We start from the raw sequence: 26,097 nt of genomic DNA, 5'->3' as shown, positions 1-26,097 counted from the left end.
CGTGTTTCTGTCAGCCGCGCCCCCGCAGTTGTAGCGGAAGCAAAACGAGCAGAACACCCCTCAACGCGCGGAAGCCGCAGTACGCCGACAAGGCTCCCGCCATGGCGTACGCCGCTCCTAACCTCCGGAGCACAGCACAGAACCCCGGCGACGGAGCCGGACCTCGGAGGTCTCATGAGCGAGCAATTCAAGCCGGTCACCGGAGGGGGCACCGGCCCCCGGCGGGACGGCGGCGAGCGGCCCGCGGGGCCGTCCACGGCCGTCCCGGCGATCGAGCTGACCAACGCGACCAAGCGGTTCAGGACGCCCTCGGGGGCTCTGCACACCGCCGTCCGCGACCTGGACCTCACGGTCGCCCAGGGTGAGTTCGTGGCCGTGGTCGGGCCGACCGGATGCGGCAAGTCCACCGCGTTGACACTGGTCAGCGGCCTGGAGGAGCCCACCGAGGGCGAGGTGCGGGTGCAGGGGCAGCCGGTCGCCGGGATCAGCGACCAGGTCGGGTTCGTGTTCCAGCAGGACGCGGTCTTTCCCTGGCGCACCGTCCTGTCGAACGTGATGGCCGGCCCGCGCTTCCGCGGGGTGCCCGCGGCGCAGGCCCGCGAACGGGCCCGCGACTGGCTGGCCCGGGTGGGTCTGGCCGCCTTCGAGGACCGCTACCCGCACCAGCTGTCCGGCGGCATGCGCAAGCGCGTCGCGCTGGCCCAGACCTTCGTCAACGACCCGAAGATCCTGCTGATGGACGAGCCGTTCTCGGCCCTCGACGTGCAGACTCGCGCGCTGATGTCGGACCAGCTGCTCGACCTGTGGGCCGGCACCGGCTCCTCGGTCGTCTTCGTCACCCACGACCTGGACGAGGCGATCGCGCTGGCCGACCGGGTGGTCGTGATGACGGCCGGCCCGGCCACCGTCAAGGAGGTCTTCACCGTCGACCTGCCGCGGCCCCGCACGGTCGAGGCGGTCCGGCTGGAGCCCCGGTTCATCGAGATCTACCGCGAAATCTGGGCGTCCCTCGGCGAAGAGGTCCGCATCACCCGGGAGAGAGGAGCGGGCAATGCCGCTTGACAGTACGTTGGACACCGGGGTGCCCGCCGCCCCCGCCGCCGCGCCGCCGGCCACCCGTACCGAGGCCCGCGAACGGGCCGCCCGGCACCGGAGGTTCACCGTCCTCGGGGCCCGGGTGGTGGTGCTGGCGCTCTTCCTGGGGCTCTGGGAGATCTGCGCCCGCACCGAGGTCGTCGATCCGTTCAACTTCTCCCAGCCGTCGCGGATCTGGAACCAGATCTGGCAGTGGATCACCCACGGCACCGCGCAGGGCTCGCTCGGCGAGCAGATCGCCTACACCCTGTACGAGGCCCTGACCGGCTGGGTCATCGGCGTCGTCGGCGGGGTGCTGCTGGGCATCGCGCTCGGCCGGATCCGCTTCCTGGCGGACGTCCTCGGCCCGTACATCAAGGTGCTCAACGCGATCCCCCGGATCGTGCTCGCGCCGATCTTCCTGATCTGGTTCGGCCTCGGCCCGGCCTCCAAGGTGGCCTCCGCGGTCGTCCTGGTCTTCTTCCCGGTCTTCTTCAACGCGTTCCAGGGGGCGCGCGAGGTGGACCGCAACCTGGTCGCGAACGCCCGGATCCTGGGCGCGGACAACCGCAAGGTCACCCTGCAGGTGGTCATCCCCGCCGCCACCACCTGGATCTTCACCAGCCTGCACGTCAGCTTCGGCTTCGCGCTGATCGGCGCCATCGTCGGCGAGTACATCGGCGCCACCAAGGGTCTCGGCCTGCTGGTCGCCGCCGCCCAGGGCACCTTCAACGCGGCCGGCGTGTACGCCGCCATGACGATCCTCGCGGTGGTCGCCCTGCTCACCGAGGGCGTGCTCACCTTCGCCGAGAAACGGCTGTTCCGCTGGAAGCCGGCCGACGCCGGCGACGGCCGCTGACCTCGCGCCGCACGCCCCACCCGCCCCGCGAAGAAGCAGAACCCGCCCGGAAGCAGAACCCCGTAGAAGCAGAACCCCGCAGAAGCAGAAAGAGGCCCCCACCTCATGCGCAGAACCGCCGTAGCCGCCGTCGCCGCCGCGCTGCTCGCCTCCCTCACCGCCTGTGCCAACGACGCCGCCTCCACCTCGCACAGCGGCGCCGCCCCGGCCGGCCAGTCGGTCGACGGGCCCAAGGTCAAGATCATGGTCGGTGGCCTGGACAAGGTCATCTACCTCCCCGCCATGCTCACCCAGCGCCTCGGCCACTTCGCCGAGGCCGGTGTCAACGTCGAGCTGATGAGCGAGCCCGCCGGCGTCAACGCCACCACCGCCCTGCTGGCCGGGGACGTCCAGGGCGCGGTCGGCTTCTACGACCACACCATCGACCTCCAGGCCAAGGGCAAGTCCGTCGAGTCGGTGGTCCAGTTCTCGCAGGCGCCCGGCGAGGTCGAGGTGGTCTCCAGCAAGCAGGCGGACGCCGTGAAGTCCGGCGCCGACTTCAAGGGCAAGAAGCTCGGCGTCACCAGCCTCGGCTCCTCCACCGACTTCCTCACCAAGTACCTGGCCGTCAAGAACGGTGTCGCCGTGAGCGAGTTCAGCCCGATCGCGGTCGGCGCCGGCCAGACCTTCATCGCCGCCCTCCAGCAGGGCAGCATCGACGCCGGCATGACCACCGACCCGACCGTCGCCAACATCCTGGCCAAGGACCTCGGCAAGGTGCTGTACGACATGCGCACCCCCGAGGGCTCCCGGGCCGCGCTCGGCGGCCTCTACCCCTCGTCCTCGCTCTACATGAACACCGACTGGGTCGAGAAGAACAAGGACACCACCCAGAAGCTCGCCAACGCCTTCGTGAAGACGCTGAAGTGGATGTCCAGCCACTCGCCCGAGGAGATCGCCGCCAAGATGCCGGCCGACTACGGCCAGGGCGGCGCCGAGCAGTACGCGGCCGCGATCAAGGCGACCCTGCCGATGTTCACCACCGACGGCGTGATGCCCGCGGACGGCCCGAAGACGGTGCTCTCGGTGCTCGCCGCCTTCCACCCGGACGTCCAGGGCAAGGAGTCCTCGATCGACCTGGCCAAGACCTACACCACCGAGTTCGTCGGCAAGGCCGCGGCCGGCTGACCCGCGCGGCGGGCCCCGGACCGGGGCCCGCCGGCACCCGGGGCGCGACGCGGCCGCCAGGCCGCCCCCCTCGTCGCGCCGCCGGGTCGCGGCCCCGCACCTCCCGGACAGCGGGTGCGGGGCCGCCGCAGTGCCGCCTCGGCCCCGCACCCGTACCACCCGATGCCGGCGGTCAGAGCGCCCGCAGCCCCGTCACGTCCATCCGGGCCGGCCGCGCCGCCGCCTTGCCGCAGCTCTCCGGACGCGGCGGCCCACTCGCCCCCTGGGTGACCTCGGCCTCCCAGGCCCGGCCGTCCGCGTGCCGTACTCCGACCAGCCAGCGGCCCTCGCCGGCCGGCCGCTGGGCCACCGTCAGCACGTCCACCCGGGTCTCCCCGGTCAGCTCCCGCACCACGTGCTCGGCGGCCTGGCCCGGCCGGTCCCAACCCGAGCAGCCCCGCGACAGCTCGGGCACCATGTGCCCCGCGGCCGTCGCCGCCAGCACCTCCTTGGCGCTCTCCGGCGTCAGCCGCCCGTACGCGTACCCGTACGGCAGCACCAGCATGGTGGGGGAGAAGCGGTGACCGCCCAGGTGGGTGACCTCCCAGACCTCGCTGTGCCCGGCCGCCGCCAGGTCCGCCGCCAGCGGCCGCCCCAGCAGCGCGCAGCAGCGGTCCCGCCGCCCGTTGGTGCACACCAGGGCCAGCGGCCCACCCACGTGCTCGGTGCCGAAACCCTGGTGGTCGCCCGCCCCGAGCCCGCCGAAGTCCAGCGCCAGCAGCTCGGCCGGATCCGCCACCGAGGTGCGCCGCACCCAGGAACGGCCCGGCACCGTGTGTGCGACGACCACCTCGCGCCGGGTGTCCGGCAGGCAGTCCGCGTGCCGTCCCGGCCGCCGGATCAGCGCCACCCGCACACCCGTCCCCTCACAGGCGGCGTCCAGCGCCCGGCCGAGCGAGGGATCGAAGTGGCTCTCGGTCAGTGCCTTGGCACCCCACGGGCCGGCCTGCTCCACCAGCAGCCAGGTGGTCGCGGTCGCCGCGGTGGCGGCCAGCGGCTCCGACAGTTCCAGCGACGCCGTCGCACAGGTGCTCACCCAGCTGAGCCTACCTTTGCCAGGGACCGGCGACCCGGCAGGCGCCCCCGGCCCGCACCCGTCGCCGGACCGGCCGCGCGGGGCCGTCCAACGCCGGGAGGGGGCGCCGACCGGCACCCCCTCCCGTCCGTACCGCGAACCGCTACACCGGCCCGGCCACCGCCGCGATCGGCGTGGTCACCGGCACCCCCGAACCGTCCCGGCGCGGGTCGCGCTCCGGCAGCTCCACCGGCGCGCCCTTGTCCGTCGCCGCCCGGGCCGGCGCCGCACCCGCCCAGGCGAACGCCAGCGCGTCCTCACCGCGCAGGAAGCGCTGGCAGCGCACCCCGCCGGTGGCCCGGCCCTTGCGCGGGTACTGCTCGAACGGGGTGACCTTCCAGCTGCTCTGCGCCTCGCCCGTCAGCGTTCCCGACGCACCCGCGACCGACACCACCACCGCGTCCACCGCCGGATCCACCGCAGTGAACGACAGCACCCGCGCCCCGTCCGTCAGCTTCACACCGGCCATGCCGCCGGCCGGGCGGCCCTGCGGACGCACCTGCCCCGCCGGGTAGCGCAGCAGTTGGGCGTCCGAGGTGATGAAGACCAGGTCCTCCTCGCCGGTCCGCAGCTCCACCGCGCCGACCAGTTCGTCACCGTCCTTGAGGGCGATCACCTCGAACTCGTCCTTGTTCGCCGGCCACTCCGGCACCACCCGCTTCACCACACCCTGCAGCGTGCCCAGCGCCAGGCCCGGCGAGGACTCGTCCAGCGTGGTCAGCGCGATCGCCCGCTCACCGGTCTCCAGCCGCAGGAACTCCGACACCTGCGCCCCGCCCGCCAGCGTCGGCGAAGGCGTCGGCGGCAGCCCCGGCAGATCGATCACCGGCAGCCGCAGCACCCGGCCCGCCGAGGTCACCACACCGACGTCGGCCCGCGCCGTCGCCGGCACCGCGGAGACGATCACGTCGTGCCGGCCACGCGACTCCGCGGGCTCCAGCGGCTCCCCGTCCGCGGTCCGGGCCAGCAGACCGGTCGACGACAGCAGCACCCGGCACGGGTCGTCCGCCACCTCCAACGGCACCGACAGGGCCGCTGTCGGCACCGAACCGGCCTCCAGCAGCACCGTCCGCCGCTCGGTGCCGAACTGCTTCGACACCGCACCGAGCTCCGCCGACACCACGCCGCGCAGCTTGGTGTCCGACTCCAGGATCCCGGTCAGTTCCGCGATCTCCGCGTTCAGCTTCTCCTGCTCCGACTCCAGCTCCACCCGGTCGAACCGGGTCAGCCGCCGCAGCGGGGTGTCCAGGATGTACGAGGTCTGCGTCTCCGACAGCGAGAAGCGCTCGATCAGCCGGTCCTTGGCCTGCGTCGCGTTCTCGCTCGACCGGATGATCGCGATGACCTCGTCGATGTCCACCAGGGCCACCAGCAGGCCCTCGACCAGGTGCAGCCGCTCCTGGCGCCGGCGCCGCCGGAACTCGCTGCGCCGGCGGACCACCTCGAAGCGGTGGTCGACGTAGACCTCCAGCAGCTCCTTCAGACCCAGCGTCAACGGCTGACCGTCCACCAGGGCCACGTTGTTGATGCCGAAGGTCTCCTCCATCGGCGTCAGCTTGTAGAGCTGCTCCAGCAGCGCCTCCGGCACGAAGCCGTTCTTCACCTCGATCACCAGCCGCAGCCCGTGCGCGCGGTCGGTCAGGTCCTTGACGTCCGCGATGCCCTGCAGCTTCTTCGCGTTGACCAGGTCCTTGATCTTCGCGATCACCTTCTCCGGCCCCACCGTGTACGGCAGCTCCGTCACCACGATGCCCTTACGGCGGGCCGTGACGTTCTCCACCGTGGTGGTGGCCCGGATCTTGAAGGTGCCGCGGCCGCTCTCGTACGCGTCCCGGATCCCCGACAGGCCGACGATCCGCCCGCCGGTCGGCAGGTCCGGGCCCGGTACGAAGCGCATCAGGGTGTCGAGGTCCGCCGTCGGATGCTTGATCAGATGCCGGGCCGCCGCCACCACCTCGGCCAGGTTGTGCGGCGGCATGTTCGTCGCCATCCCGACCGCGATCCCCGAGGTGCCGTTCACCAGCAGGTTCGGGAACGCGGCCGGCAGCACCGACGGCTCCTGCTCGCTGCCGTCGTAGTTCGGACCGAAGTCGACGGTGTCCTCGTGGATCGACTCCACCAGCGCCATCGATGCCGCCGTCAGCCGCGACTCGGTGTACCGCATCGCGGCCGGCGGGTCGTCGTTGCCCAGCGAACCGAAGTTCCCGTGCCCGTCGATCAGCGGCAGCCGCATCGAGAACGGCTGGGCCATCCGCACGACCGAGTCGTAGATGGACGCGTCGCCGTGCGGGTGCAGCCGGCCCATCACCTCGCCCACCACGCGGGCGCACTTCACGTGCGCGCGGTCCGGACGCAGGCCCATCTCGTTGGCCTGGTACAGAATCCGCCGGTGCACCGGCTTCAGACCGTCCCGCGCGTCCGGCAGCGCACGCGAGTAGATCACCGAGTAGGCGTACTCCAGGAAGGAGCCCTGCATCTCGTCCACGACATCGACGTCGAGGATCCGCTCCTCGAAATCTCCGGGCGGCGGGGTAGGCGAACTGCGGCGGGCCATCGCGGCGGGGCTCCCTTGCGTCTGTCGGCTTCGTCTGCCGCCCCGGACCAGGGGCCCGGACGGCGCTGTGCTCTTGGACTTCTCTGTGTTCGGCTCTGTGTTCGGCGGACTGCGTCCGCAGGACGGGGGACTGCCCCGTGCCCGCGGACCCTTCGGCGCTCCGGGCGACTGTCGGCCAGTCGTTCAGCGCCCCCATTGTGAACCCTACGGCCGACAGACCCCGCCAAGGGCCGCCACCCACCCACCGGGACGCACCTCCCACCCGCTCCGCCGGCGCTTCCGCCCGTGGCGAACGCCCCGTCCGCGCGGACACATCCACGGCCTTCACGCGTTGCACCACAATGGGGATCACTCAACGAACCCCGGACCCTCGACGACGGGAAGGACCCGAGCGCATGGCCAACCCGGCCCCCGCAGCCGCCTCCACCGGAGGCACTGGCGCTGCCATCGCCATCACCGAACACCGCCTGGCCAACGGCCTGCGCGTGGTGCTCTCCGAGGACCACCTCACCCCGGTGGCCGCCGTCTGCCTCTGGTACGACGTCGGCTCCCGCCACGAGGTCAAGGGCCGTACGGGTCTCGCCCACCTCTTCGAGCACCTGATGTTCCAGGGCTCCGCCAACGTCTCCAACAACGGGCACTTCGAGCTCGTCCAGGGCGCCGGCGGCTCGCTCAACGGCACCACCAGTTTCGAACGCACCAACTACTTCGAAACCATGCCGACCCACCAGCTCGAACTCGCCCTCTGGCTGGAGGCCGACCGGATGGGCTCGCTGCTCTCCGCGCTCGACGACACCTCGATGGAGAACCAGCGCGACGTCGTCAAGAACGAGCGCCGCCAGCGCTACGACAACGTGCCCTACGGCACCGCGTTCGAGAAGCTCACCGCGCTGTCCTTCCCCGACGGCCACCCCTACCACCACACCCCCATCGGCTCGATGGCCGACCTGGACGCCGCCACGCTGGAGGACGCCCGCGCGTTCTTCCGCACCTACTACGCGCCCAACAACGCCGTGCTGTCCGTCGTCGGCGACATCGACCCCGAGCAGACCGTCGCCTGGATCGAGAAGTACTTCGGCACCATCCCCGGCCACGACGGCAAGCAGCCCCCGCGCGACGGCAGCCTCCCCGACACCATCGGAGCCGAGACCCGCGAACTCGTCGAGGAGGACGTCCCCTCCCGCGCCCTGATGGCCGCCTACCGCCTCCCGCACGACGGCACCCGCGAGGCCGACGCCGCCGACCTCGCCCTCACCATCCTCGGCAGCGGCGAGTCCAGCCGCCTCTACAACCGGCTCGTCCGCCGCGACCGCACCGCCGTCGTCGCCGGCTTCGGCCTGCTGCGCCTGGCCGGCGCCCCCTCGCTCGGCTGGCTCGACGTGAAGACCTCCGGCGAAGCCACCATCGCCCAGATCGAGAGCGCCGTCGACGAGGAGCTCGCCCGCTTCGCCGCCGAGGGCCCCACCGCCGAGGAACTCGAGCGCGCCCAGGCCCAGATCGAGCGCGAATGGCTCGACCGGCTCACCACCGTCGCCGGCCGCGCCGACGAACTCTGCCGCTACGCCGTCCTGTTCGGCGACCCCAAGCTGCTGAACGACGCCCTCCCCAAGGTCCTCGACATCACCGCGGAGGAGGTCAAGGCGATCGCCGAGGCCCGCCTGCGCCCCGACAACCGCGCCGTCCTCGTCTACGAGCCCACCGACGACACCGACGACACCGCTACGGCCGACGACACCGAGGAGGAGACGGCCGCATGAGCACCGACCCCACCCCCGCCATGACGTTCCACCCCCAGCCCGAGCCCGGCACCCCCAGCCCGTGGGCGTTCCCCCGGCCGGACCGCACCACCCTCGCCAACGGCATCACCGTCCTGTACTGCGACCGCCCCGGCCAGCAGCTGGTCGCCGTCGACGTGCTCCTCGACGCCCCGCTCGCGGCCGAGCCCGAGGGCCTCGACGGCGTCTCCGGCATCCTCGCCCGCGCCCTCAACGAAGGCACCGACACGCTCACCGCCGAGCAGTTCGCGGCCGAGCTGGAGCGGACCGGCGCCACCCTCGACGCGCACGCCGACCACCCCGACATCCGGGTCTCCCTGGAGGTCCCGGCCTCCCGGCTGCAGCGCGGACTCAGCCTGCTCGCGGACGCCCTGCGCGCGCCCGCCCTGCCCGAGAACGAGATCGAGCGCCTGGTCGCCAACCGCCTCGACGAGATCGTCCACGAGCAGGCCAACCCCGCGCGCCGCGCCGCGAAGGCCCTCTACGCCGACCTCTTCGACGGCGCCGACCGGCTCTCCCGCCCCCGCGGCGGCACCGCCGACACCGTCAAGGCCATCGACCGGCCGGCCGTGAAGGCGTTCTACGACGCCCACATCCGCCCCGCCACCACCACCGTCGTGGTCGTCGGCGACCTCACCGGCATCGACCTGCCGGCGCTGCTCGAAGCCACCCTCGGCGCCTGGACCGGCACCGCGGCCGCGCCCAGCGTGCACGCCCCCGTCACCGCCGACGACACCGGCCGCGTGATCATCGTCGACCGCCCCGGCTCCGTCCAGACCCAGCTGCTCATCGGCCGGATCGGACCGGACCGCCACGACGACGCCTGGGCCGCCCAGATCCTCGGCACCTACTGCCTCGGCGGCACCCTCACCTCCCGCCTGGACCGCGTCCTGCGCGAGGAGAAGGGCTACACCTACGGCGTCCGGGCCTTCGCCCAGCCGCTGCGCTCCGCCGCCGACGGCTCCGGCCGCGCGATGCTCGCCATCAGCGGCTCGGTCGACACCGCCTCGACCGCCCCGGCCCTGGCCGACACCTGGACCATCCTGCGCACCCTCGCCGCCGAGGGCCTCACCGACGCCGAGCGCGAGGAGGCCGTCCAGTTCCTGGTGGGCGTCGCCCCGCTGAAGTACGAGACCGCGGGCTCCGTCGCCGGCACCCTCGCCGACCAGGTCGAGCAGTACCTCCCCGACGACTACCAGTCCGAGGTCTACCGGCAGCTCGCCGAACTCGGCACCGCGGCCGCCACCGAGGCCGTCGTCGCGGCCTTCCCGCCGGACCGCCTGGTCACCGTGCTGGTCGGCGACGCCGCCGTGATCGCCGACCCGGTCAAGAAGCTCGGTATCGGCGAGGTCACCGTCGTCACCTCCTGACGGACCGGCCTCCCGCGCGCACGGGACGGGGGCCCGGCGGAGCATCGGCTCCGCCGGGCCCCTTCGCGTCCGCCCGGGGATTCGCGTCCGCCCGGAGATTCACGTCCGCGCGGAGAAATTCCCTTGCCCTGCCCGCCGCCCCCGTGGGTAGATACACCCCGCAGCCGAACGTGCTGCACAGGTGCCGAGGCGACGGAAGGAGGCGGTCACCATGCGGGTCGAGCCCACCCTGCGCCCCACCGGCGCGCAGCGCTCCCCGAGACTGCCCCGTCCCGCCTCGCGCCGACGCCGCAGCTCCTGAGCGCCGCGTCCAGGACGTACCCGAGCCACGCCGGAAGCTTCGCGCGGCACCCCCCGAACTAGCATGGAACCAGTCGACCCCGGAGGTCGTTCAGTCATGTCGCAGACCGCAGTACCAGCCCCGTACGAGATCGCCGGAGCCCGCGTCCCGATCCGGATGTGGACCGACCCGGCCACCGTCGAGGGCCAGGCCATCCAGCAGTTGCGCAACATCAGCACGCTGCCGTGGCTGCACGGGCTCGCCGTGATGCCGGACGTCCACCTGGGCAAGGGCGCGACCGTCGGCTCGGTGATCGCCATGAACGGCGCCGTCTGCCCGGCGGCGGTCGGCGTCGACATCGGCTGCGGGATGAGCGCGGTGAAGACCTCGCTCACCGCGAAGGACCTGCCGGACGACCTGTCCCGGCTGCGGTCCAAGATCGAGCAGGCCATCCCGGTGGGCCGTGGACTCCACACCGACCCGGTGGACCCGCAGAGGCTCCACGGCTTCGGCGCGGCCGGCTGGGACGACTTCTGGGAGCGGTTCGACACCGTCGCGCCGGAGGTGAAGTGGCGGCGCGAGCGGGCGATGCAGCAGATGGGATCTCTCGGGTCCGGGAACCATTTCATTGAGGTTTGTGTCGATACATCCGGTTCGGTCTGGCTGATGCTGCACTCCGGATCGCGCAACATCGGCAAGGAGCTGGCGGAGCACCACATGGGCGTCGCCCGCTCGCTCCCGCACAACCAGGGGCTGGTCGACCGCGATCTCGCGGTCTTCATCGCGCAGACGCCGCAGATGGATGCCTACCGGCAGGACCTCTTCTGGGCCCAGGAGTACGCCAAGAAGAACCGTGCGGTGATAATGGGGCTCTTCCAGGACGTGGTCCGCCGCGAGTTCGCGAAGGCGCGGGTCGGCTTCGACCAGGTGATCAGCTGCCACCACAACTACGTCGCCGAGGAGCGGTACGACGGCGTCGACCTGCTGGTGACCCGTAAGGGCGCGATCCGGGCCGGCTCCGGCGACTTCGGGATCATCCCGGGCTCGATGGGGACCGGTTCGTACATCGTCCGCGGTCTGGGCAACGAGGCGGCCTTCAACTCGGCCTCGCACGGAGCGGGCCGGAAGATGAGCCGGACGGCCGCCAAGAAGCGGTTCACCACGAAGGACCTGGCCGAGCAGACCAAGGGCGTCGAGTGCCGCAAGGACAGCGGCGTCGTCGACGAGATCCCGGGTGCGTACAAGCCGATCGAGAAGGTCATCGCCCAGCAGAGGGACCTGGTCGAGGTGGTCGCCCACCTCAAGCAGGTGGTCTGCGTCAAGGGCTGACGGCATGGGCGGGGCGGGGCCGCGGCGGTGCCGGGGCCCCGCCTTCGCCTACCGCCCGGCACGCCGGAGGGGTGCGCCGTCCCGCTGTGGCGCACCCCTCCGGCAGGCGACGGCTCAGGCCGCGGGCAGCTCGTCGAGGCCTTCGTGGACGAGCTTGGCGACGCGGTCCAGGGCGCTGTCGGCGCCTTCGGCGTCGGAGGCGAGGACGACCTCTTCGCCGCCCTCGGCGCCGAGGCCGAGCAGGCCGAGCATCGACGCGGCGTTGACGGGCTTGCCGTCGGGCTTGGCGATGGTCATCGGCACGCCCGTGGCCGTGACGGCGCGGACGAAGATGGAGGCGGGACGGGCGTGCAGGCCCTCGGCCCAACCGATGGTGACGCGGCGCTCAGCCATGAGACGTGCCTTTCGGTGTTGCTGGCCATGTTACGTAGACGGCCATGTTGTCTAGACCAGTGTCGCATGAGTGCCGGACTGCTTCACCGCCGCTCGCGGCCACGGAACGCGTCTGACCGGGCACGGAGCCCTTCCGGCCGGCCTCCCGGACCTGGTCCGCCCGGGTCCGCGGCCCCGGTCGGAAGGGTCGCGAGAGTCTTTGCCCACAGGGGTGGGCGCCCCTCCACAGTGCCGTGGGCGCGTGGCCGGCGCCATCCGGCCCGCTGCCCGATAACCTGACGAACGTGGACGACTCTCGGGTACCGCAGGCGAAGCCGACCGACGAGCAGGGCTACCCCCGGCACTGGGAGGCGGACGTGCTGCTGCGGGACGGCGGCACCGCCCGGATCCGGCCGATCACCACGGCCGACGCGGCGCGCCTGGTGGAGTTCTACGAGCAGGTGTCCGACCAGTCGAAGTACTTCCGGTTCTTCGCGCCCTACCCGCGGCTGTCCGACAAGGATGTCCGGCGCTTCACCCACCACGACTACGTCAACCGGGTGGGCCTGGCCGTGGTGGTCCGTGACCGCTTCATCGCGACCGTCCGCTACGACCGCATCGACGAGAGCGGCCGCCCCTCCGAGGACGGCACCGACGCCGAGGTCGCCTTCCTGGTGCAGGACGCCCACCAGGGCCGGGGTGTCGCCTCCGCCCTGCTGGAGCACATCGGGGCGGTCGCACAGGAACGTGGCATCCGGCGGTTCGTCGCCGAGGTGCTCCCGGAGAACCGCAAGATGGTCAAGGTCTTCACCGACGCCGGCTACACCCAGCACCGCAGCTTCGCGGACGGCGTCGTGCACCTGGAGTTCGACCTGGAGCCCACCGCGGCCTCGCTGGCCGTGATGCGGGCCCGCGAGCACCGCGCGGAGGCCCGGTCGGTGCAGCGGCTGCTCACCCCGCGCTCGGTCGCCGTGGTCGGCGTCTCGCGCAACCCGCAGACGGTCGGCCGGGCGGTCCTGCGCGACCTCGCGGGCTTCCGGGGGCCGGTGTACGCGGTGAACCGCAACGTCCCGCCGGGTGGCGAACTGGACGGGGTGCCGGTCTACCGCTCGGTGCTGGAGATCCCCGGGCCGGTGGACCTCGCGGTGATCACCGTGCCGGCCGCCGCGGTGCCGGCCGCCGTCGCGGACTGCGGCGCGCACGGGGTGCAGGGCCTGGTGGTGGTCACCGCCGGGTACGCCGAGACCGGCCCGGACGGCCGCGACCACCAGCGGGCGCTGGTCCGCCAGGCCCGGGCGGCGGGCATGCGGGTGATCGGCCCGAACGCCTTCGGCCTGGTGAACACCGACCCGGAGCAGCCGCTGAACGCCTCGCTGGCGCCCGTCCTGCCGGAGCGCGGCGGCTTCGGGATCTTCTGCCAGTCGGGCGCGATCGGTGTGGCCCTGCTGGAGGCCGCACACCGTCGCGGCCTGGGCGTCTCCTCCTTCGCCTCGGTCGGCAACCGGTCCGACGTCTCCGGCAACGACCTGCTGCAGTACTGGGAGGAGGATCAGGCCACCGACGTGGTGCTGCTGTACCTGGAGTCCTTCGGCAACCCCCGCAAGTTCACCCGGATCGCCCGCCGGCTCGCCACCGTCAAGCCGGTGGTGGTGGTCAAGGGCGCCCGGCACACCGGCAGCCTGCCGCCCGGCCACGCCGTCCAGCCGGCCGCCAGCGGCCTGCGCGACGCCACCGTGGACGCGCTGTTCCAGCAGGCCGGGGTGCTGCGGGTGGACACCATCACCGAACTCTTCGACGCCGGCGAGCTGCTCGCCCGCCAGCCGCTGCCGCCCGGTGACCGGGTGGCCGTGGTCGGGAACTCCGACTCGATGGGCCTGCTCACCCATGACGCCTGCCTGGGCGCCGGGCTGCGCCCGCGCACCCCGGTGGACCTGACCACCGCCGCCACCGGGGAGAACTTCCGGATAGCCCTGGACACCGCGCTCGCGGACCCGGCGGTGGACGCGGTGATCGCGGTGGCGATCCCGCCGATCGGTACCGCGGCGCACGCCTTCACGGGCGGCCGGCTGCATGCGGACGACCCGGGCCAGGACCATCCGGAGATCGCCGACGCCCTGCTCGAATCGGCTGCCAGGGCGAAGGAGTTGGGCAAGCCGCTGCTGCTCGCCCATCTGGCGCTGACCGATCTGACCGACCGGCTTCGGGAGGGCGGCCTCCCGGCCTACCCGGCGCCCGAGCGGGCCGTGCACGCGCTGGCGCACGCCGTCCGGTACGCCGACTGGCGCCGCCGTACCGCCGAGGCGGAGGAGACCGCGCGGGTCCCCGAACTCGACCGGATCGACGAGGGCGCGGCCCGCACGCTGGTCGAGGCGGCGCTCGGCACCCGGGCCGCCGCCGCGGCCCGCCTCCAGCCCGGCGGCGCCCGGATCACCCTGGCGGAGGCCGAGGGGAACGCGCTGCTCGCCACCTACGGCATCGAGGTCCACCCGACGATCCAGGCGCCCGACGAGGAGAGCGCGGTACGGGCCGCCGCCGTCCTCGGCTACCCGGTCGCGCTGAAGGCGACCGCTCCGCACCTGCGCCACCGCCCCGACCTGGGCAGCGTCCGGCTGGACCTCACCGGGGAGCCCGGGCTGCGCCGGGCCCACCGGGAGCTGGACGCGCTGCTGGGCGGCGCCGCCCAGGCGCGGCTGGTGGTGCAGCGTCTCGCGCCGCGCGGGGTGGACACGGTGATCGGCGCCACCGTCGACCCGGCGGTGGGCACCATCCTGTCCTTCGGCCTGGCCGGGGCCCCGGCGGAGCTGCTGGGCGACGTCGCCCACCGGCTGGTGCCGGCCACCGACCAGGATGTGGCGAGTCTCATCCGGGAGGTTCGGGCGGCCCCGCTGCTCTTCGGCTGGCGGGGCTCGGACCCGGTGGACACCGCGGCCCTGGAGGAGCTGCTGCTGCGGGTGTCGTGCCTGGTGGACGACCTGCCGGAGGTTGCCGCGGTGGATCTCGAACCGGTGGTCGTGGCCCCGCACGGACTGGCGATCCTGGGTGCCCGGGTGCGGATCGCGCCGCTGCCCGTGCGCAGTGATCTGGGCCCGCGCGCCATGAGCAGCCTGTAACCTTCCTTGGTTGCGCCCCATCCGGGGTGCCCGTACGCCGGGATCCCGGCGTCGTGCCGCCCGCTTCGTCGGCGGACCATGCCAGGATGGAGCTATGGCCAAGACCGGTACCACCACTCAGGACCTGCGCTCGGCGATCGAGCGCAGCGGCTACTACCCGGCCCTGGTGTCCGAGGCGGTCGAGTCCGCGGTGGGTTCCGAGCCGATCAGCTCTTACCTGGTGCACCAGGAGACCACCTTCGACGCCAACGAGGTGCGCCGGCACGTCACCGTGCTGGTCCTCACCCAGACCCGTTTCGTGGTGAGCCACACCGACGAGCAGTCCGGCGACGCCAACAGCCCGGTGCCGTTCGCGACCACCTCGACGGAGTGTGTCCGGCTGGACCGGATCGGTTCGGTCGTGCTCAGCCGGATGGTCTCCAACCCGGAGACGTACACCCCGGGCACCCTGCCGCGCGAGGTCGTGCTGACCATCGGCTGGGGCGCGGTGCAGCGGCTGGACCTGGAGCCGGCCGGCTGTTCGGACCCGAACTGCGAGGCCGACCACGGCTACACCGGTTCGGCCACGGCTGACGACCTGTCACTGCGGGTGAGCGAGGCCGGCGACGGTCCGGAGACGGTCGCGCAGGCGCTGGTCTTCGCCCGGGCGCTGTCCGAGGCGACGATCAGCAGCGGCCGGCCCTGACCCCCGGCTCCCGGAAAGCCCAGGAAACAGACACCTTCACGATGACTCTCGCACCCGCCGACGGCTACGACTCCTTCGAGATCCTGGACCCGGCCGACGCCCCCGCGCCGCTCTACGGCAGTGGGTCGCTCAGCGACCTGCTGCCCTCGGTCGCGGCCGGCCTCGGCGTGGCCGGCTTCACGTCCACCCTGCCGGTCGAGCCGGCCGACCGGGTCTGCGTGTTCCTGGTCGACGGGCTGGGCTGGGAGCTCCTGCTGCGCCACCCCGAGTACGCGCCGTTCCTCAGTTCGCTGATCGGCAGCTCGCTCGGGAACACCGGCCGCCCGCTGACCGCCGGCTTCCCGGCGACCACCGCGACCTCGCTGGCCTCGGTGGGCACCGGCCTGCCGCCGGGCCTGCACGGCCTGGTGGGGTACACCGTGGCGGTGCCGGGTGCCGGTTACCTGATGAACCAGCTGCGCTGGCAGCCGCCGACCGAGCCGCGGGTCTGGCAGCCGTACCCGACGGTGTTCGAGCAGGTGCACGCGGCGGGCGTGGCGACCTGCCAGGTCTCCTCGCCGCTGTTCTCGACCACCCCGCTGACCAGGGTGGCGCTCTCCGGCGGCAGCTTCCTCGGCCGGACCACCGGCGAGGAGCGGATGGATCTGGCGGCGCGCTGGCTGGCCGAGCACGACCGGGCGCTGGTCTACACGTACGTGAGCGAGCTGGACGGCGCCGGCCACCGTTTCGGGGTCGACTCGGACGACTGGCGCATGATGCTGAACACCGTCGACCGGCTCGCCCGTCGGCTGGCCGAGCAGCTTCCGCCGCGGTCGGCGCTGTACGTCACCGCCGACCACGGCATGATCGACATCGCGCCCGAGGACCGGATCGACTTCGACGAGGACTGGGAGTTGAGCGCCGGCGTCGCGCTGCTGGGCGGGGAGGGCCGGGCCCGGCACGTCTACGCGGTGCCGGGGGCGGCGGCCGATGTGCACACCGTCTGGAGCGAGGTGCTCGGCGACCGGATGTGGGTGGCCACCCGTGAGCAGGCGATCGCGGCGGGCTGGTTCGGGCCGTCGGTGGACGACCGGGTCTACCAGCGGATCGGCGACGTGGTCGCGGCGGCCCGGGACGACGTGGCGGTGATCGCCTCCCGCAACGAGCCGGGCGAGTCCACGATGATCGGGCTGCACGGGTCGATGACCCCGGTCGAGCAGCATGTGCCGCTGCTCGAAGTCCGCGGCTGAACCCCCTCGAACCGCCCACCTCAAGTGAAGGGCCTCTGCACCACCCATGGCTGAACTGGTGTTCTTCTCGGGGACGATGGACTGCGGCAAGTCGACGCTCGCGCTCCAGCTGGACCACAACCACGCCGCGCGCGGCCGGCAGGGGATCATCTTCTCCCGGCACGACCGGGCCGGTGCCTCCACCATCTCCAGCCGGCTCGGACTGCGGGCCGAGGCGGTGGAGGTCACGGACGCCTTCGACTTCCACGCCCATGTGGTCCAGTTGCTCTCGGCCGGCGGCCGGGTGGACTACCTGATCTGCGACGAGGCCAACTTCTACGCCGAAGGGCAGGTCGACCAGCTGGCCCGGGTGGTCGACGAGCTCGGTATCGACGTCTTCACCTTCGGCATCACCACCGACTTCCGCACCCGGCTGTTCCCCGGCTCGCAGCGCCTGATCGAACTCGCCGACCGGGTGGAGGTGCTCCAGGTCGAGGCGCTCTGCTGGTGCGGCGCCCGGGCCACCCACAACGCCCGGACGGTCGGCGGCGTGATGGTGGTCGAGGGGGCGCAGGTGGTCGTCGGCGACATCTCGGTCAGCGAGGACGAGATCGGCTACGAGGTGCTGTGCCGGCGCCACCACCGCCGCCGGCTGACCGCGGCCACCGCCCGCGCCTCGGTACTCTCCCCGGACGTCCTGCCCTTCGAGCAGCAGGCCTGACGGCCCCCGGCCGGGCATCGGCTGCCCGCCGGCCCCCGGCCGGCGCCGGTCAGCCGGCCTCGACCACGGAGAACAGGCCGCCGCGCGGGTCGGCCAGGTGCACGACCCTGCCACCGGCGCCGCGGTACCCGCCGCCGTCCGTGTCGCCGGCGCCGTCCCGGCGGGCGCCGCCCGCCGCCGGCTGCCCGGGCGGTGCCACCACCCGGCCACCGGACCGCACGGCCAGCGCGGTCGTCCGGGCGGCGTCGGCGACGGTGAAGCAGGTCCGCCAGCGGGCCGGGGCCGGCCCTTCGCCACGCCGGATCCGGGCCACCGTCCGGCCGCCGGCGACCAGTTCGCACCCGTCGCCGGCCTCCGTCGGCCCGCCGTCCGGGGCCGCCGGCCCGCGGACCTCGTCCGCCAGCACCGCGCGGTAGAAGGCGGCGGCGACCGGCGGCTCGCAGGTGAGCAGTTCGGTCCGGCCCGGGGTGCCGGGCTCGCCGGCCGCCTCCCAGCCGAGGAGTTCCTCGCCCTGCCAGAGCCCGAAGGCCGCCCCCGCGAGGTCGGCGGCGATGGCGAGCCGCCCGGACCGTCCGGCCTGCACCGGTCCGACCGCCACCGTGCCGCCGCACTCGCGCACCCGCTGCGAGACCTCGTCGGCGTGGTCCACCGCGAAGTACGTGGTCCAGCCGACCGGGCGGCCCGGCGCCCCGGGCGACACCCCGAGGCCGGCCACCAGGGCGCCGCCGGCGCGGGCTCGGACGTACCGGCCGGGCCGGTCCGGGCCGGGGGAGAACTCCCAGCCGAACAGCCGGCCGTAAAAGGCCCGGGCGCCTTCCAGGTCGTCGGTCAGCAGGCTCGTCCAGCAGGGTGAGCCCTGGGCCAGACGGAGTGTCACCGCGGGCATGGGCAGGTCTCCTCAACGAGGCGTCGGGGCGGTCGACGCGGACGGTCGGCGCGGCAGGTCCGCGCGTAGGGGGTGATGCTCGCACCACCGGTGCGGCGGAGGCGGGCGGCCGCGCGGGGGAGCCGGGCAAAGAAGGGACAAAGAGCTGCCGGCGGCCCGCCCTGCGCAAGAATGGCGCCCATGGATACTGCGCAGGACTCCCCGCTGATCTCCGTCCCGGACCTGGAGACGGCCCTCGCCTCCCCCCGGCCGCCGGTGCTGCTCGACATCCGCTTCCAGCTGGGCAGCACGTCCAGCCGCGGCGAGTACGAGGCCGGGCACATCCCCGGCGCGTACTTCGTGGACCTGGACACCGAACTGGCGGCCCCGCCCGGCACGGCGGGCCGGCACCCGCTGCCCGATCCGGAGGTGCTCGGCGCCGCGCTGGGCCGAGCGGGCGTCAGCGCGGAGCGACCGGTGGTGGTCTACGACGCCGGCCCGGCGATGTCCGCGGCCCGGGCCTGGTGGCTGCTGCGCTGGGCCGGGCACCCCGACGTGCGGGTGCTGGACGGGGGCCTGGCCGCCTGGCAGGCCGCCGGCCTGGCGCTCAGCTCCGAGCTGCCGCCGCCGGGGGAGGGCGACTTCAAGCCGGTGCCCGGCCTGCTGCCGACCCTGGACGCGGACGGCGCGGCCGCGTTCGCCCGGACCGGACTGCTGCTGGACGCCCGCGCCGGCGAGCGCTACCGCGGTGAGGTGGAGCCGATCGACGCGAAGGCCGGGCACATTCCGGGTGCGGTGTCGGCGCCCACCACGGAGAACGTCGGCTCGGACGGGCGCTTCCTGCCGGCCGCCGCGCTGGCGGCCCGCTTCGGCGGGCTCGGCGCCGGCACCCATGAGGTGGCCGTCTACTGCGGTTCGGGGGTGACGGCGGCCCATCAGATCCTGGCCCTGGAGGTGGCGGGGCTGTCGGCCACGCTCTACCCGGGCTCGTGGAGCGAGTGGTCCCGGGACCCGCAGCGGCCGATCGCCACCGGCGCCCAGCCGGGCTGACCGCCCGTCACCACCCGGCACGCGCGCGGGCGGCCGCCCCCTGGAGGGAGCGGCCGCCCGCGCGGTACCGCCTGGTGCTGCTGCCGTTACTCCTGCTTCTTGCGCCGGCTGCCGAAGACGATCTCGTCCCAGCTGGGCACGGTGGCGCGTCGCCCGGGGCGTACGCCGTCCGCCTCGGCCTGCCGGTCGGTGGTGCCGACCAGGCGCTCGCGGTGCGGCGCGACCGCGCGCGGCATCAGGATGTCGGCGTAGGCCGAGCCCGCGCCGATGCCGGCCGCGGGCGCCGCCGGCTCCTCGACCTCTTCGACGACCTCGGCCACGGCGGGTTCCACCGGGGCCGGGCTGCCGACCGCGAGGTCGCCGCGGAAGGCGGGTACCACGTCCAGCAGGCTGGTCAGCGAGTCCCGCGCGTCGGCCGTGGCCTCCCGCGACTCCCGGACCTCACGGGCCGACATGATGCGGTCCGCGGAGGGTCGGTCGATCATCGGGCGCAGCGGCCGGTCGTGCGGCAGCCTGGCGATCCGCGGGATGAACGGGAAGACCTGCTCGTCCTCGCGCTCGACGTTCTCGCCGATCAGCGCACGGGCCTCGTCGTCGTTGGGCTGTACGAGCCGCCGCGGCGGGTCGTACGTCCAGCTGGCGGAGCGGCCCTCGCCGTCGGCGCGGTACCCGAGGACGACCTCCCAGGTGCCGTCGTCGCGGCGCCAGGAGTCCCAGCGCTCGGTGTCCTTCTCGGCGCCGCGCAGGGCGAGCCGTTCGGCGACGGCCTCGCCGAGCTGGGGCCCGGTGGACTCGCCGTGCCGGCGGATGGCGGTCTTGCGGGCGCGCTCGGCCATGAAGGCGCGCTCGGCGAGCACGGGCCCCTCGAAGCGGCGGACCCGGTCGACGGAGATGCCGGCGGCCTGGGCGACCTCCTCGGCGGAGGCACCAGCTCGTATCCGCGCCTGGATGTCGCGGGGGCGGAGGTGGCTCTCGACCTCGATCTCGATCTGGCCGAGGCGTGGCCGGTCCCCGCGGATGGCGGCGCGCAGCCGCTCGTCGATGGGGAGGGTGTACTCCGTGCTGTCGGCAGCCTTGAGCACCAGCCGTGTGCCGTCGTTGCTGACGGCCACGACGCGCAGTTCGGGCACGGTTACCTCCCGGGTGGTGCCTGCCGACGTCACCTGCGTCGCTGCTCCCGTACTGAGTGTGGCCTGCCCACTGGCGGCTGGCCACAACCTTGCTGAGTTCCCCGGCGTGTCGGGCTTCTGCCCGGGCACGCCGCTGTGGCACGGTTGCCTTTTTGCCACGTCACCGGTCGACGTCGCGCCTGGGTGTCCCGGCCGTCCTCGCACATGGCGTGACGCGACGATCCGGGACGGGCGCCGCCGTGCGTACCTGCTCCGTGATCGTCGGGCGATCTGCCGGTTGATGGGCAGTCGACAAGTCGACCGAAGGCTCAGGCTCCACGAACAGTACTCCATTCGTGGCATCCAGCGGGGCGGCTCGCCGCTCAAGTCTCCCGCGATTCACGGGAATCTCAAGAGTGGCCACCTCAACGGCGGGCCGTTGGCAGCCGCACGGTGATCATCTTCACATATATCGACAGCGAAGAACCGGACATTCGCCCCTTGTGTCCTTCTTTGGGCACGATGGAATGACTTGTTCCAGGAGCAGTCGAACCGACCAGGGGATGTTGATGCCGGAGCAGAAGCCCGTCGAGGCGGCGGAGAAGGGCGGGAAGCGGATCGATCTGAGCATGGCTCAGGTCGTCGCGAGCGCGCTCGCCACCATGGTGGGTGCCTTGCTCGCCTCCGAACTCGGGGTGGCCGGCACCGTCATCGGCGCGGCGGTGGTCAGCGTCGCGGCCACCACCAGTACGGCCGTGTTCCACCACATCTTCCGCCGCACCGGCGACCAGCTGCGGGTGGCGGCCGACCGGGGCCCGGGCACCGGCGCTGCCGCGCCCTCGTCCGCCCGGCCGTCCGTCGGGCTGCCGCCCTCCTCGGACTGGAACAGCTCCAAGGTGCTGCGGGCGCGCCGTCGGCGGTCCTGGCGGTCCGCCCTGGTGCTGCCGGGGCTGGTCTTCCTGCTGGCGATGGTGCCGATCGTCGCCTTCGAGCTGGTGACGGGCCAGCCGGTCTCGGCGACCGTCCAGGGCGGGACCGGGCAGGGGACGTCCTTCGGCGGGTCGGTGCACGGCACGCCCTCGACGAAGCCGGCCGGCTCGCCGTCCCCCGCTCCTTCGTCCGCCTCGCCCTCGCCCTCGTCCGGCGCGGACGGCCCGTCCGCGCGGCTGGGTACGGCCGCACCCTCGGCGGGGCCCTCCACCGCGCCGCCGGCCGGGCAGGCCTCCGGGTCGTCCGGCCGGCCCTCCGCCGGAGCGTCGCCGTCCGGCCAGGCCTCCCCGGGGGCCGCCACTCCCGCGCCGGGCGGAGCGACGACGGCACCCGGCGAAACCCCGGCCACCGGCACCACCGCGAACCCGGGTGCCGACCCGGGCGCGGGCGCGCCGGCCACCCCGTGAGCACGCGCGGTCAGGCCCCGAGCACCCGCCGCAGATAGTCGTTGCCGAACAGCCGCTGCGGGTCGACCTTGTCGCGCAGCGCCGTGAACTCGCCGAAGCGCGGGTAGACCTCCGACAGGTACTGGGCGTCCCGGGTGTGCAGCTTGCCCCAGTGCGGACGGCCTTGGTGGGCGGTCATCAGCTTCTCCACCTCGGTGAAGTAGCCCTGCTCGGCGGTGCCCCGATAGAGGTGGACGGCGATGTAGACGCTGTCCCGTCCGCTCGCCGTCGACAGCCAGAGGTCGTCGGCGGGCGCGAACCGCACCTCGACGGGGAAGCTGATCCGCCAGTGCGAGCGCTCGACCAGCGCCTTCAGCTCGCGCAGCACGGTGGCGGCCGCCTCGCGCGGCACCGCGTACTCCATCTCGGTGAAGCGGACCGTGCGGGGGCTGGTGAACACCTTGTACGCGACGTCGGTGTACGTCCGCTCCGACCAGGCCCGGCTGGCGACGGCCGCGATCGACGGGACCGACCCGGGGAAGCGCCGTCCCACCCGGCAGGCACCCTCCCAGACCGTGTTGGAGAGGAACTCGTCGTCCAGCCAGGCCTTGAAGCGGGGCAGCGGGGCGGCCGGTCCCTGGCTTCGGTTGTTGCGCTTGGTGGAGCAGCGGTCGGTGTGCGGGAACCAGTAGAACTCGAAGTGCTCGTTGACGGCCGTCAGGTCGTCCAGCCGCCCGAGCACCTCGTCGAAGCGCATCGGCTGCTCGTGCGCGGTCAGCAGGAAGGTCGGCTCCACGCCGAAGGTGATCGCGCTGATCACGCCGAGGGCGCCCAGGCCGAGCCGGGCGCCCTGGAACAGCTCAGGATTCTCGGTCGGCGAGCAGTGCTGCACGCTGCCGTCGGCGAGGACGATCTCCAGCGCGCGGATCTGCGCGGCCAGCGAGCCGGACTCGCGGCCGGTGCCGTGGGTGCCGGTGCTGGTGGCGCCGGCAACCGTCTGCACCTCGATGTCGCCCATGTTGGTCAGCGACAGGCCCGCGGCCTCCAACAGCCGGTTCAGTCGGGAGAGCGGCAGGCCGGACTCGACGGTGACGGTGCCGGCCTCGCGGTCCAGCTCGCGGACGGCGGTGAGCGCGTCCGGGCGGATCAGCAGGCCGTCGCCGGCCGAGGCGATCGCGGTGAAGGAGTGTCCCGACCCGACGGCCTTGACCGTGCGGCCGGCCTCGGCGGCCCGCCGGACCAGCTCGCCCAGTTCGGCCGGCGAGGCGGGCGTGGCCACCTCGGCGGGCCGGGCGCTCTGGTTGCCGGCCCAGTTGGTCCAGCGGCCGGCGGTGATGGCCTGGGGCATTGCGCTGCCTCCTGCTCCGTGGCCGAACGGTGTCGGCGGTGTCCGGGATCGCGCGGCGAGCCGGACACCGGACCGCTACCCGTGGGTAGGGAGCGTAGCCAGTTCAACGCCCCAGGTCTACGGTCTGCGGGGCCCCTTCGCCGCCGGCCCCGGCGGGCAGTCCGGCGTGCAGCCGGCCGAGGCCGGCCAGTGCGGTCAGCGCGCCGAAGGCGGCGGCGGCCACCGGCACCCAGTACCCGGCGGGGGCGCCGGCGGCGTCCACCACCCAGCCGGCCGTCGAGGAGCCGAGGGCCACGCCGAGGGCGAGGCCGGTGGTGGTCCAGGTCATCCCCTCGGTCAGCTGCGCGGCCGGCACCAGCCGCTCGACCAGGGCCATCGCGGTGATCAGGGTCGGGGAGATGGAGGTGCCGGCGACGAACAGCGCGCCGCCGATGGCCACCATCCCGGCCGTCCCGGTCACCGTCTGCCCGACGATCACCAGGGGCACCATGCTGACCGCCATCACGGCGACCCCCAGGATGAACCGGCGGGCCATCGACCCCTTGAGCTTCAGCGTCCCGAACACCACACCGGCCAGGCAGGAGCCGAGCGCGTAGACGGCGAGCACCAGGCTGGAGGTGGTGACGTGGCCCTGCGCCTTCGCGAAGGCCACCGTCACCACCTCCACCGAGCCGAAGATCGCCCCGGTCGCGACGAAGGTCAGTACCAGCACCTGGAGCCCCGCGTTGCGGATCGCCGAGCTGCTGCTGTGGTGCGCCTCGGGGTGCAGCGGCGGCTCGGTGCGGCGCTGCGCGGTGAACAGGGCGATGCCGACCGCCAGGAAGACCCCGGCCAGCAGGACGCCCGCCTCCGGGAACACGGTGGTCGCCAGGCCGATGGAGAGGATCGGGCCGACGATGAAGCAGATCTCGTCGACCACCGCCTCCAAGGAGTAGGCGGTGTGCAGCCTGGGGGCCTCGTCGCGGTACAGGTGGGCCCAGCGGGCGCGGACCATCGCGCCGGTGCTGGGCATGCCGCCCATGGCGGCGGCGCAGACGAAGAGGGTCCAGTCCGGTGCGCCGAGGCGGGCGCAGAGCAGCAGCCCGGTCGCGGCGGCGAGGGTGATCGCGGTCGCGGGCAGGGCCACCCGGCGCTGCCCGTAGCGGTCCACCAGCCGGGAGACCTGCGGGCCGGCTACCGCGGCCGCCAGCGCCAGCACCGCCGACACCGCGCCGGCCAGCCCCCAGGAGCCGCGCAACTCCGCCAGCATCGTGACGATGCCGATGCCGGTCATCGAGATCGGCAGCCGGGCGACGAACCCGGTCGAGGAGAAGGCCAGGCTGCCGGGGGCGGCGAAGATCTGGCGGTAGCTGGACAGCACGGGGGCTCCGCAGGGGGTAAGGAACATGGCTGGCAAACACAGCTTACGTACCTTGGCGAACGAGATATACCGGACATCCGGCTGCGGGCCTGCCCGCGGGCCCGACCCCGGCAGTGGCAGGATCAGTCCCATGTCCGACGCGCGCAAACCCTCACTCCCCGGCGCCGGGGCCGCTGTCACCCACGCGGCCGACCCGGCCGGAACGGCCACCGGGTCCGGCGGGGCCGGTGCGGCCGGTCCGGCCGCCCCCTACGACGCCCTGCTGCTGCTCTCCTTCGGCGGGCCCGAGGCCCCCGACGACGTGGTGCCCTTCCTGGAGAACGTCACCCGGGGGCGCGGCATCCCGAAGGAGCGCCTGAAGGAGGTCGGCAAGCACTACTTCATGTTCGGCGGCGTCAGCCCGATCAACGAGCAGAACCGCGAGCTGCTCGCCGCCCTGCGCAAGGACTTCGCCGACCACGGCCTGGACCTGCCGGTCCACTGGGGCAACCGGAACTGGGCCCCCTACCTGGTCGACACCCTGCGCGAGATGGCCGCGGACGGCCACCGCCGGATCGCCGTCCTCGCCACCAGCGCCTACGCCGGCTACTCCGGCTGCCGCCAGTACCGCGAGAACCTCGCCGACGCCCTCGGACAGCTCGCCGCCGAGGGCCTGCCCGCCCTGCGGGTCGACAAGCTGCGGCACTTCTACAACCACCCCGGCTTCGTCCGTCCGATGATCGACGCGACCCTCGCCGCCCTCGCCGAGCTGCCCGAGGCCGTCCGGCCCGGCGCCCGGCTGGCCTTCACCACCCACTCCGTCCCGGACACCATGGCCGAGACCTCCGGCGCCCCCGACGACCCGGCCCGCGGCGCCCCCGGCGGCGCGTACGTCGCCCAGCACCTGGACCTCGCCCGGCAGATCGCCGACGCCGTGGCCGAGGCCACCGGGGTCGCCGAGCGCCCCTGGGAGCTGGTCTTCCAGAGCCGCAGCGGCGCCCCGCAGACCCCCTGGCTGGAACCGGACATCTGCGACCACCTGGAGACCGTGCACGCGGCCGGCGCCCCGGCGGTGGTGATGGTGCCGATCGGTTTCGTCTCGGACCACATGGAGGTCAAGTACGACCTCGACACCGAGGCCCGCGCCAAGGCCGCCGACCTCGGCCTGCCGGTCGCCCGGGCCGCAACCGTCGGCGCCGACCCCCGGTTCACCGCCGCGGTGCGCGAACTCGTGCTGGAGCGGGCGGCCACCGAGCGCGGCGCGGCCCCCGCCCGCTGCGCCCTCGGCGCGCTCGGTCCCAGCCACGACGTCTGCGCCGTGGCCTGCTGCCCCAACCCGAGGGCCCCCCGCCCGGCCGCCGCCGAGGCGTGAGCGCCCGCCCACCCGTCGAG

The 26,097-nt window shown here is 73.5% G+C and carries 20 protein-coding genes; 13 read left to right on the top strand and 7 right to left on the bottom strand.

The annotated features are described in order from the left end of the window. The first annotated feature begins 174 nt into the window (after positions 1-174). From OG689_RS14530 to OG689_RS14520, 3 genes are all read left to right on the top strand, one after another. Positions 175-1,062: an ABC transporter ATP-binding protein gene (locus OG689_RS14530; protein ID WP_266320671.1), complete on the top strand. Its 888-nt coding sequence runs from the start codon at positions 175-177 to the stop codon at positions 1,060-1,062. Beyond that, positions 1,052-1,933 (top strand): ABC transporter permease, encoded by an 882-nt coding sequence (locus tag OG689_RS14525; RefSeq protein WP_266320669.1) that lies wholly within the window; start codon positions 1,052-1,054, stop codon positions 1,931-1,933. Before OG689_RS14530 ends, OG689_RS14525 begins: the two co-directional genes overlap by 11 nt. 105 nt (positions 1,934-2,038) lie before the next feature. Continuing rightward, the gene (locus OG689_RS14520) at positions 2,039-3,100 is read left to right on the top strand and encodes an ABC transporter substrate-binding protein (protein ID WP_266320668.1); all 1,062 of its coding nucleotides are present in this window, start codon (positions 2,039-2,041) and stop codon (positions 3,098-3,100) included. A 172-nt stretch (positions 3,101-3,272) separates the two neighbouring features. Here the strand turns inward: OG689_RS14520 and OG689_RS14515 are convergent, their stop codons facing one another. Continuing rightward, positions 3,273-4,175, bottom strand: coding sequence for a sucrase ferredoxin (locus OG689_RS14515; RefSeq protein ID WP_266320666.1), 903 nt, complete (start codon positions 4,173-4,175; stop codon positions 3,273-3,275). Positions 4,176-4,317: 142 nt separating this feature from the next. After that, complete coding sequence (locus tag OG689_RS14510) at positions 4,318-6,768, bottom strand: DNA topoisomerase IV subunit A (RefSeq protein WP_266320664.1); 2,451 nt, start codon at positions 6,766-6,768, stop codon at positions 4,318-4,320. Positions 6,769-7,163: 395 nt separating this feature from the next. Between OG689_RS14510 and OG689_RS14505 the strand changes: the two genes are divergently transcribed. From OG689_RS14505 to OG689_RS14495, 3 genes are all read left to right on the top strand, one after another. Further along, complete coding sequence (locus OG689_RS14505) at positions 7,164-8,525, top strand: pitrilysin family protein (RefSeq protein WP_266320662.1); 1,362 nt, start codon at positions 7,164-7,166, stop codon at positions 8,523-8,525. Positions 8,526-8,545: 20 nt separating this feature from the next. Next, positions 8,546-9,913: a pitrilysin family protein gene (locus OG689_RS14500; protein WP_266327123.1), complete on the top strand. Its 1,368-nt coding sequence runs from the start codon at positions 8,546-8,548 to the stop codon at positions 9,911-9,913. Between the two features lie 397 nt (positions 9,914-10,310). Further along, entirely contained in the window at positions 10,311-11,522 is a 1,212-nt protein-coding gene (locus OG689_RS14495) for an RtcB family protein (protein ID WP_266320660.1), read from the top strand. A gap of 114 nt (positions 11,523-11,636) precedes the next feature. Here OG689_RS14495 and OG689_RS14490 read toward each other — a convergent pair whose 3' ends face one another. Continuing rightward, on the bottom strand, positions 11,637-11,915 hold the full coding sequence (locus tag OG689_RS14490; RefSeq protein WP_266320658.1) for an HPr family phosphocarrier protein: 279 nt from the start codon (positions 11,913-11,915) through the stop codon (positions 11,637-11,639). A 284-nt stretch (positions 11,916-12,199) separates the two neighbouring features. On the opposite strand from OG689_RS14490, the gene OG689_RS14485 reads away from it, so the two are divergent. The 4 genes from OG689_RS14485 to OG689_RS14470 all read left to right on the top strand — a co-directional run bounded on the left by OG689_RS14485 (position 12,200) and on the right by OG689_RS14470 (position 17,618). Beyond that, positions 12,200-15,004 carry a GNAT family N-acetyltransferase gene (locus OG689_RS14485; protein WP_266320657.1) on the top strand — a complete coding sequence of 935 codons (2,805 nt, stop codon included), beginning with the start codon at positions 12,200-12,202 and terminating at the stop codon, positions 15,002-15,004. 94 nt (positions 15,005-15,098) lie between these two features. Continuing rightward, complete coding sequence (locus tag OG689_RS14480; protein WP_266320656.1) at positions 15,099-15,689, top strand: DUF5998 family protein; 591 nt, start codon at positions 15,099-15,101, stop codon at positions 15,687-15,689. Positions 15,690-15,730: 41 nt separating this feature from the next. Further along, positions 15,731-16,918, top strand: a complete 1,188-nt coding sequence (locus tag OG689_RS14475; RefSeq protein ID WP_266320654.1) for a nucleotide pyrophosphatase/phosphodiesterase family protein — start codon at positions 15,731-15,733, stop codon at positions 16,916-16,918. Between the two features lie 46 nt (positions 16,919-16,964). Then, positions 16,965-17,618, top strand: coding sequence for a thymidine kinase (locus OG689_RS14470; RefSeq protein ID WP_266320653.1), 654 nt, complete (start codon positions 16,965-16,967; stop codon positions 17,616-17,618). Positions 17,619-17,667: 49 nt separating this feature from the next. On the opposite strand, the gene OG689_RS14465 is transcribed toward OG689_RS14470, so the two are convergent. Then, positions 17,668-18,504: a VOC family protein gene (locus OG689_RS14465; protein WP_266320651.1), complete on the bottom strand. Its 837-nt coding sequence runs from the start codon at positions 18,502-18,504 to the stop codon at positions 17,668-17,670. Between the two features lie 180 nt (positions 18,505-18,684). Here OG689_RS14465 and OG689_RS14460 point away from each other — a divergent pair, with 180 nt between their 5' ends. Then, entirely contained in the window at positions 18,685-19,533 is an 849-nt protein-coding gene (locus OG689_RS14460) for a sulfurtransferase (RefSeq protein ID WP_266320650.1), read from the top strand. A gap of 86 nt (positions 19,534-19,619) precedes the next feature. Here the strand turns inward: OG689_RS14460 and sepH are convergent, their stop codons facing one another. Next, positions 19,620-20,696 carry a septation protein SepH gene (sepH, locus tag OG689_RS14455; protein ID WP_266320649.1) on the bottom strand — a complete coding sequence of 359 codons (1,077 nt, stop codon included), beginning with the start codon at positions 20,694-20,696 and terminating at the stop codon, positions 19,620-19,622. A 515-nt stretch (positions 20,697-21,211) separates the two neighbouring features. Here sepH and OG689_RS14450 point away from each other — a divergent pair. After that, positions 21,212-22,039, top strand: a complete 828-nt coding sequence (locus tag OG689_RS14450) for a hypothetical protein (RefSeq protein WP_266320647.1) — start codon at positions 21,212-21,214, stop codon at positions 22,037-22,039. A 10-nt stretch (positions 22,040-22,049) separates the two neighbouring features. Here OG689_RS14450 and OG689_RS14445 read toward each other — a convergent pair whose 3' ends face one another. Both OG689_RS14445 and OG689_RS14440 read right to left on the bottom strand, forming a co-directional pair. Beyond that, entirely contained in the window at positions 22,050-23,366 is a 1,317-nt protein-coding gene (locus OG689_RS14445; protein WP_266320646.1) for a D-arabinono-1,4-lactone oxidase, read from the bottom strand. Positions 23,367-23,469: 103 nt separating this feature from the next. After that, positions 23,470-24,726: an MFS transporter gene (locus tag OG689_RS14440; protein ID WP_266320645.1), complete on the bottom strand. Its 1,257-nt coding sequence runs from the start codon at positions 24,724-24,726 to the stop codon at positions 23,470-23,472. A 130-nt stretch (positions 24,727-24,856) separates the two neighbouring features. On the opposite strand from OG689_RS14440, the gene OG689_RS14435 reads away from it, so the two are divergent. Further along, positions 24,857-26,077: a ferrochelatase gene (locus tag OG689_RS14435; RefSeq protein ID WP_266320643.1), complete on the top strand. Its 1,221-nt coding sequence runs from the start codon at positions 24,857-24,859 to the stop codon at positions 26,075-26,077. Positions 26,078-26,097 lie beyond the last annotated feature (20 nt).

Origin of the sequence: Kitasatospora sp. NBC_00240 (assembly GCF_026342405.1) — a bacterium.
Taxonomy (GTDB): domain Bacteria; phylum Actinomycetota; class Actinomycetes; order Streptomycetales; family Streptomycetaceae; genus Kitasatospora.
Note: the sequence above shows the minus strand (reverse complement) of the source record. Positions and strands in the feature narration are given on the sequence as shown.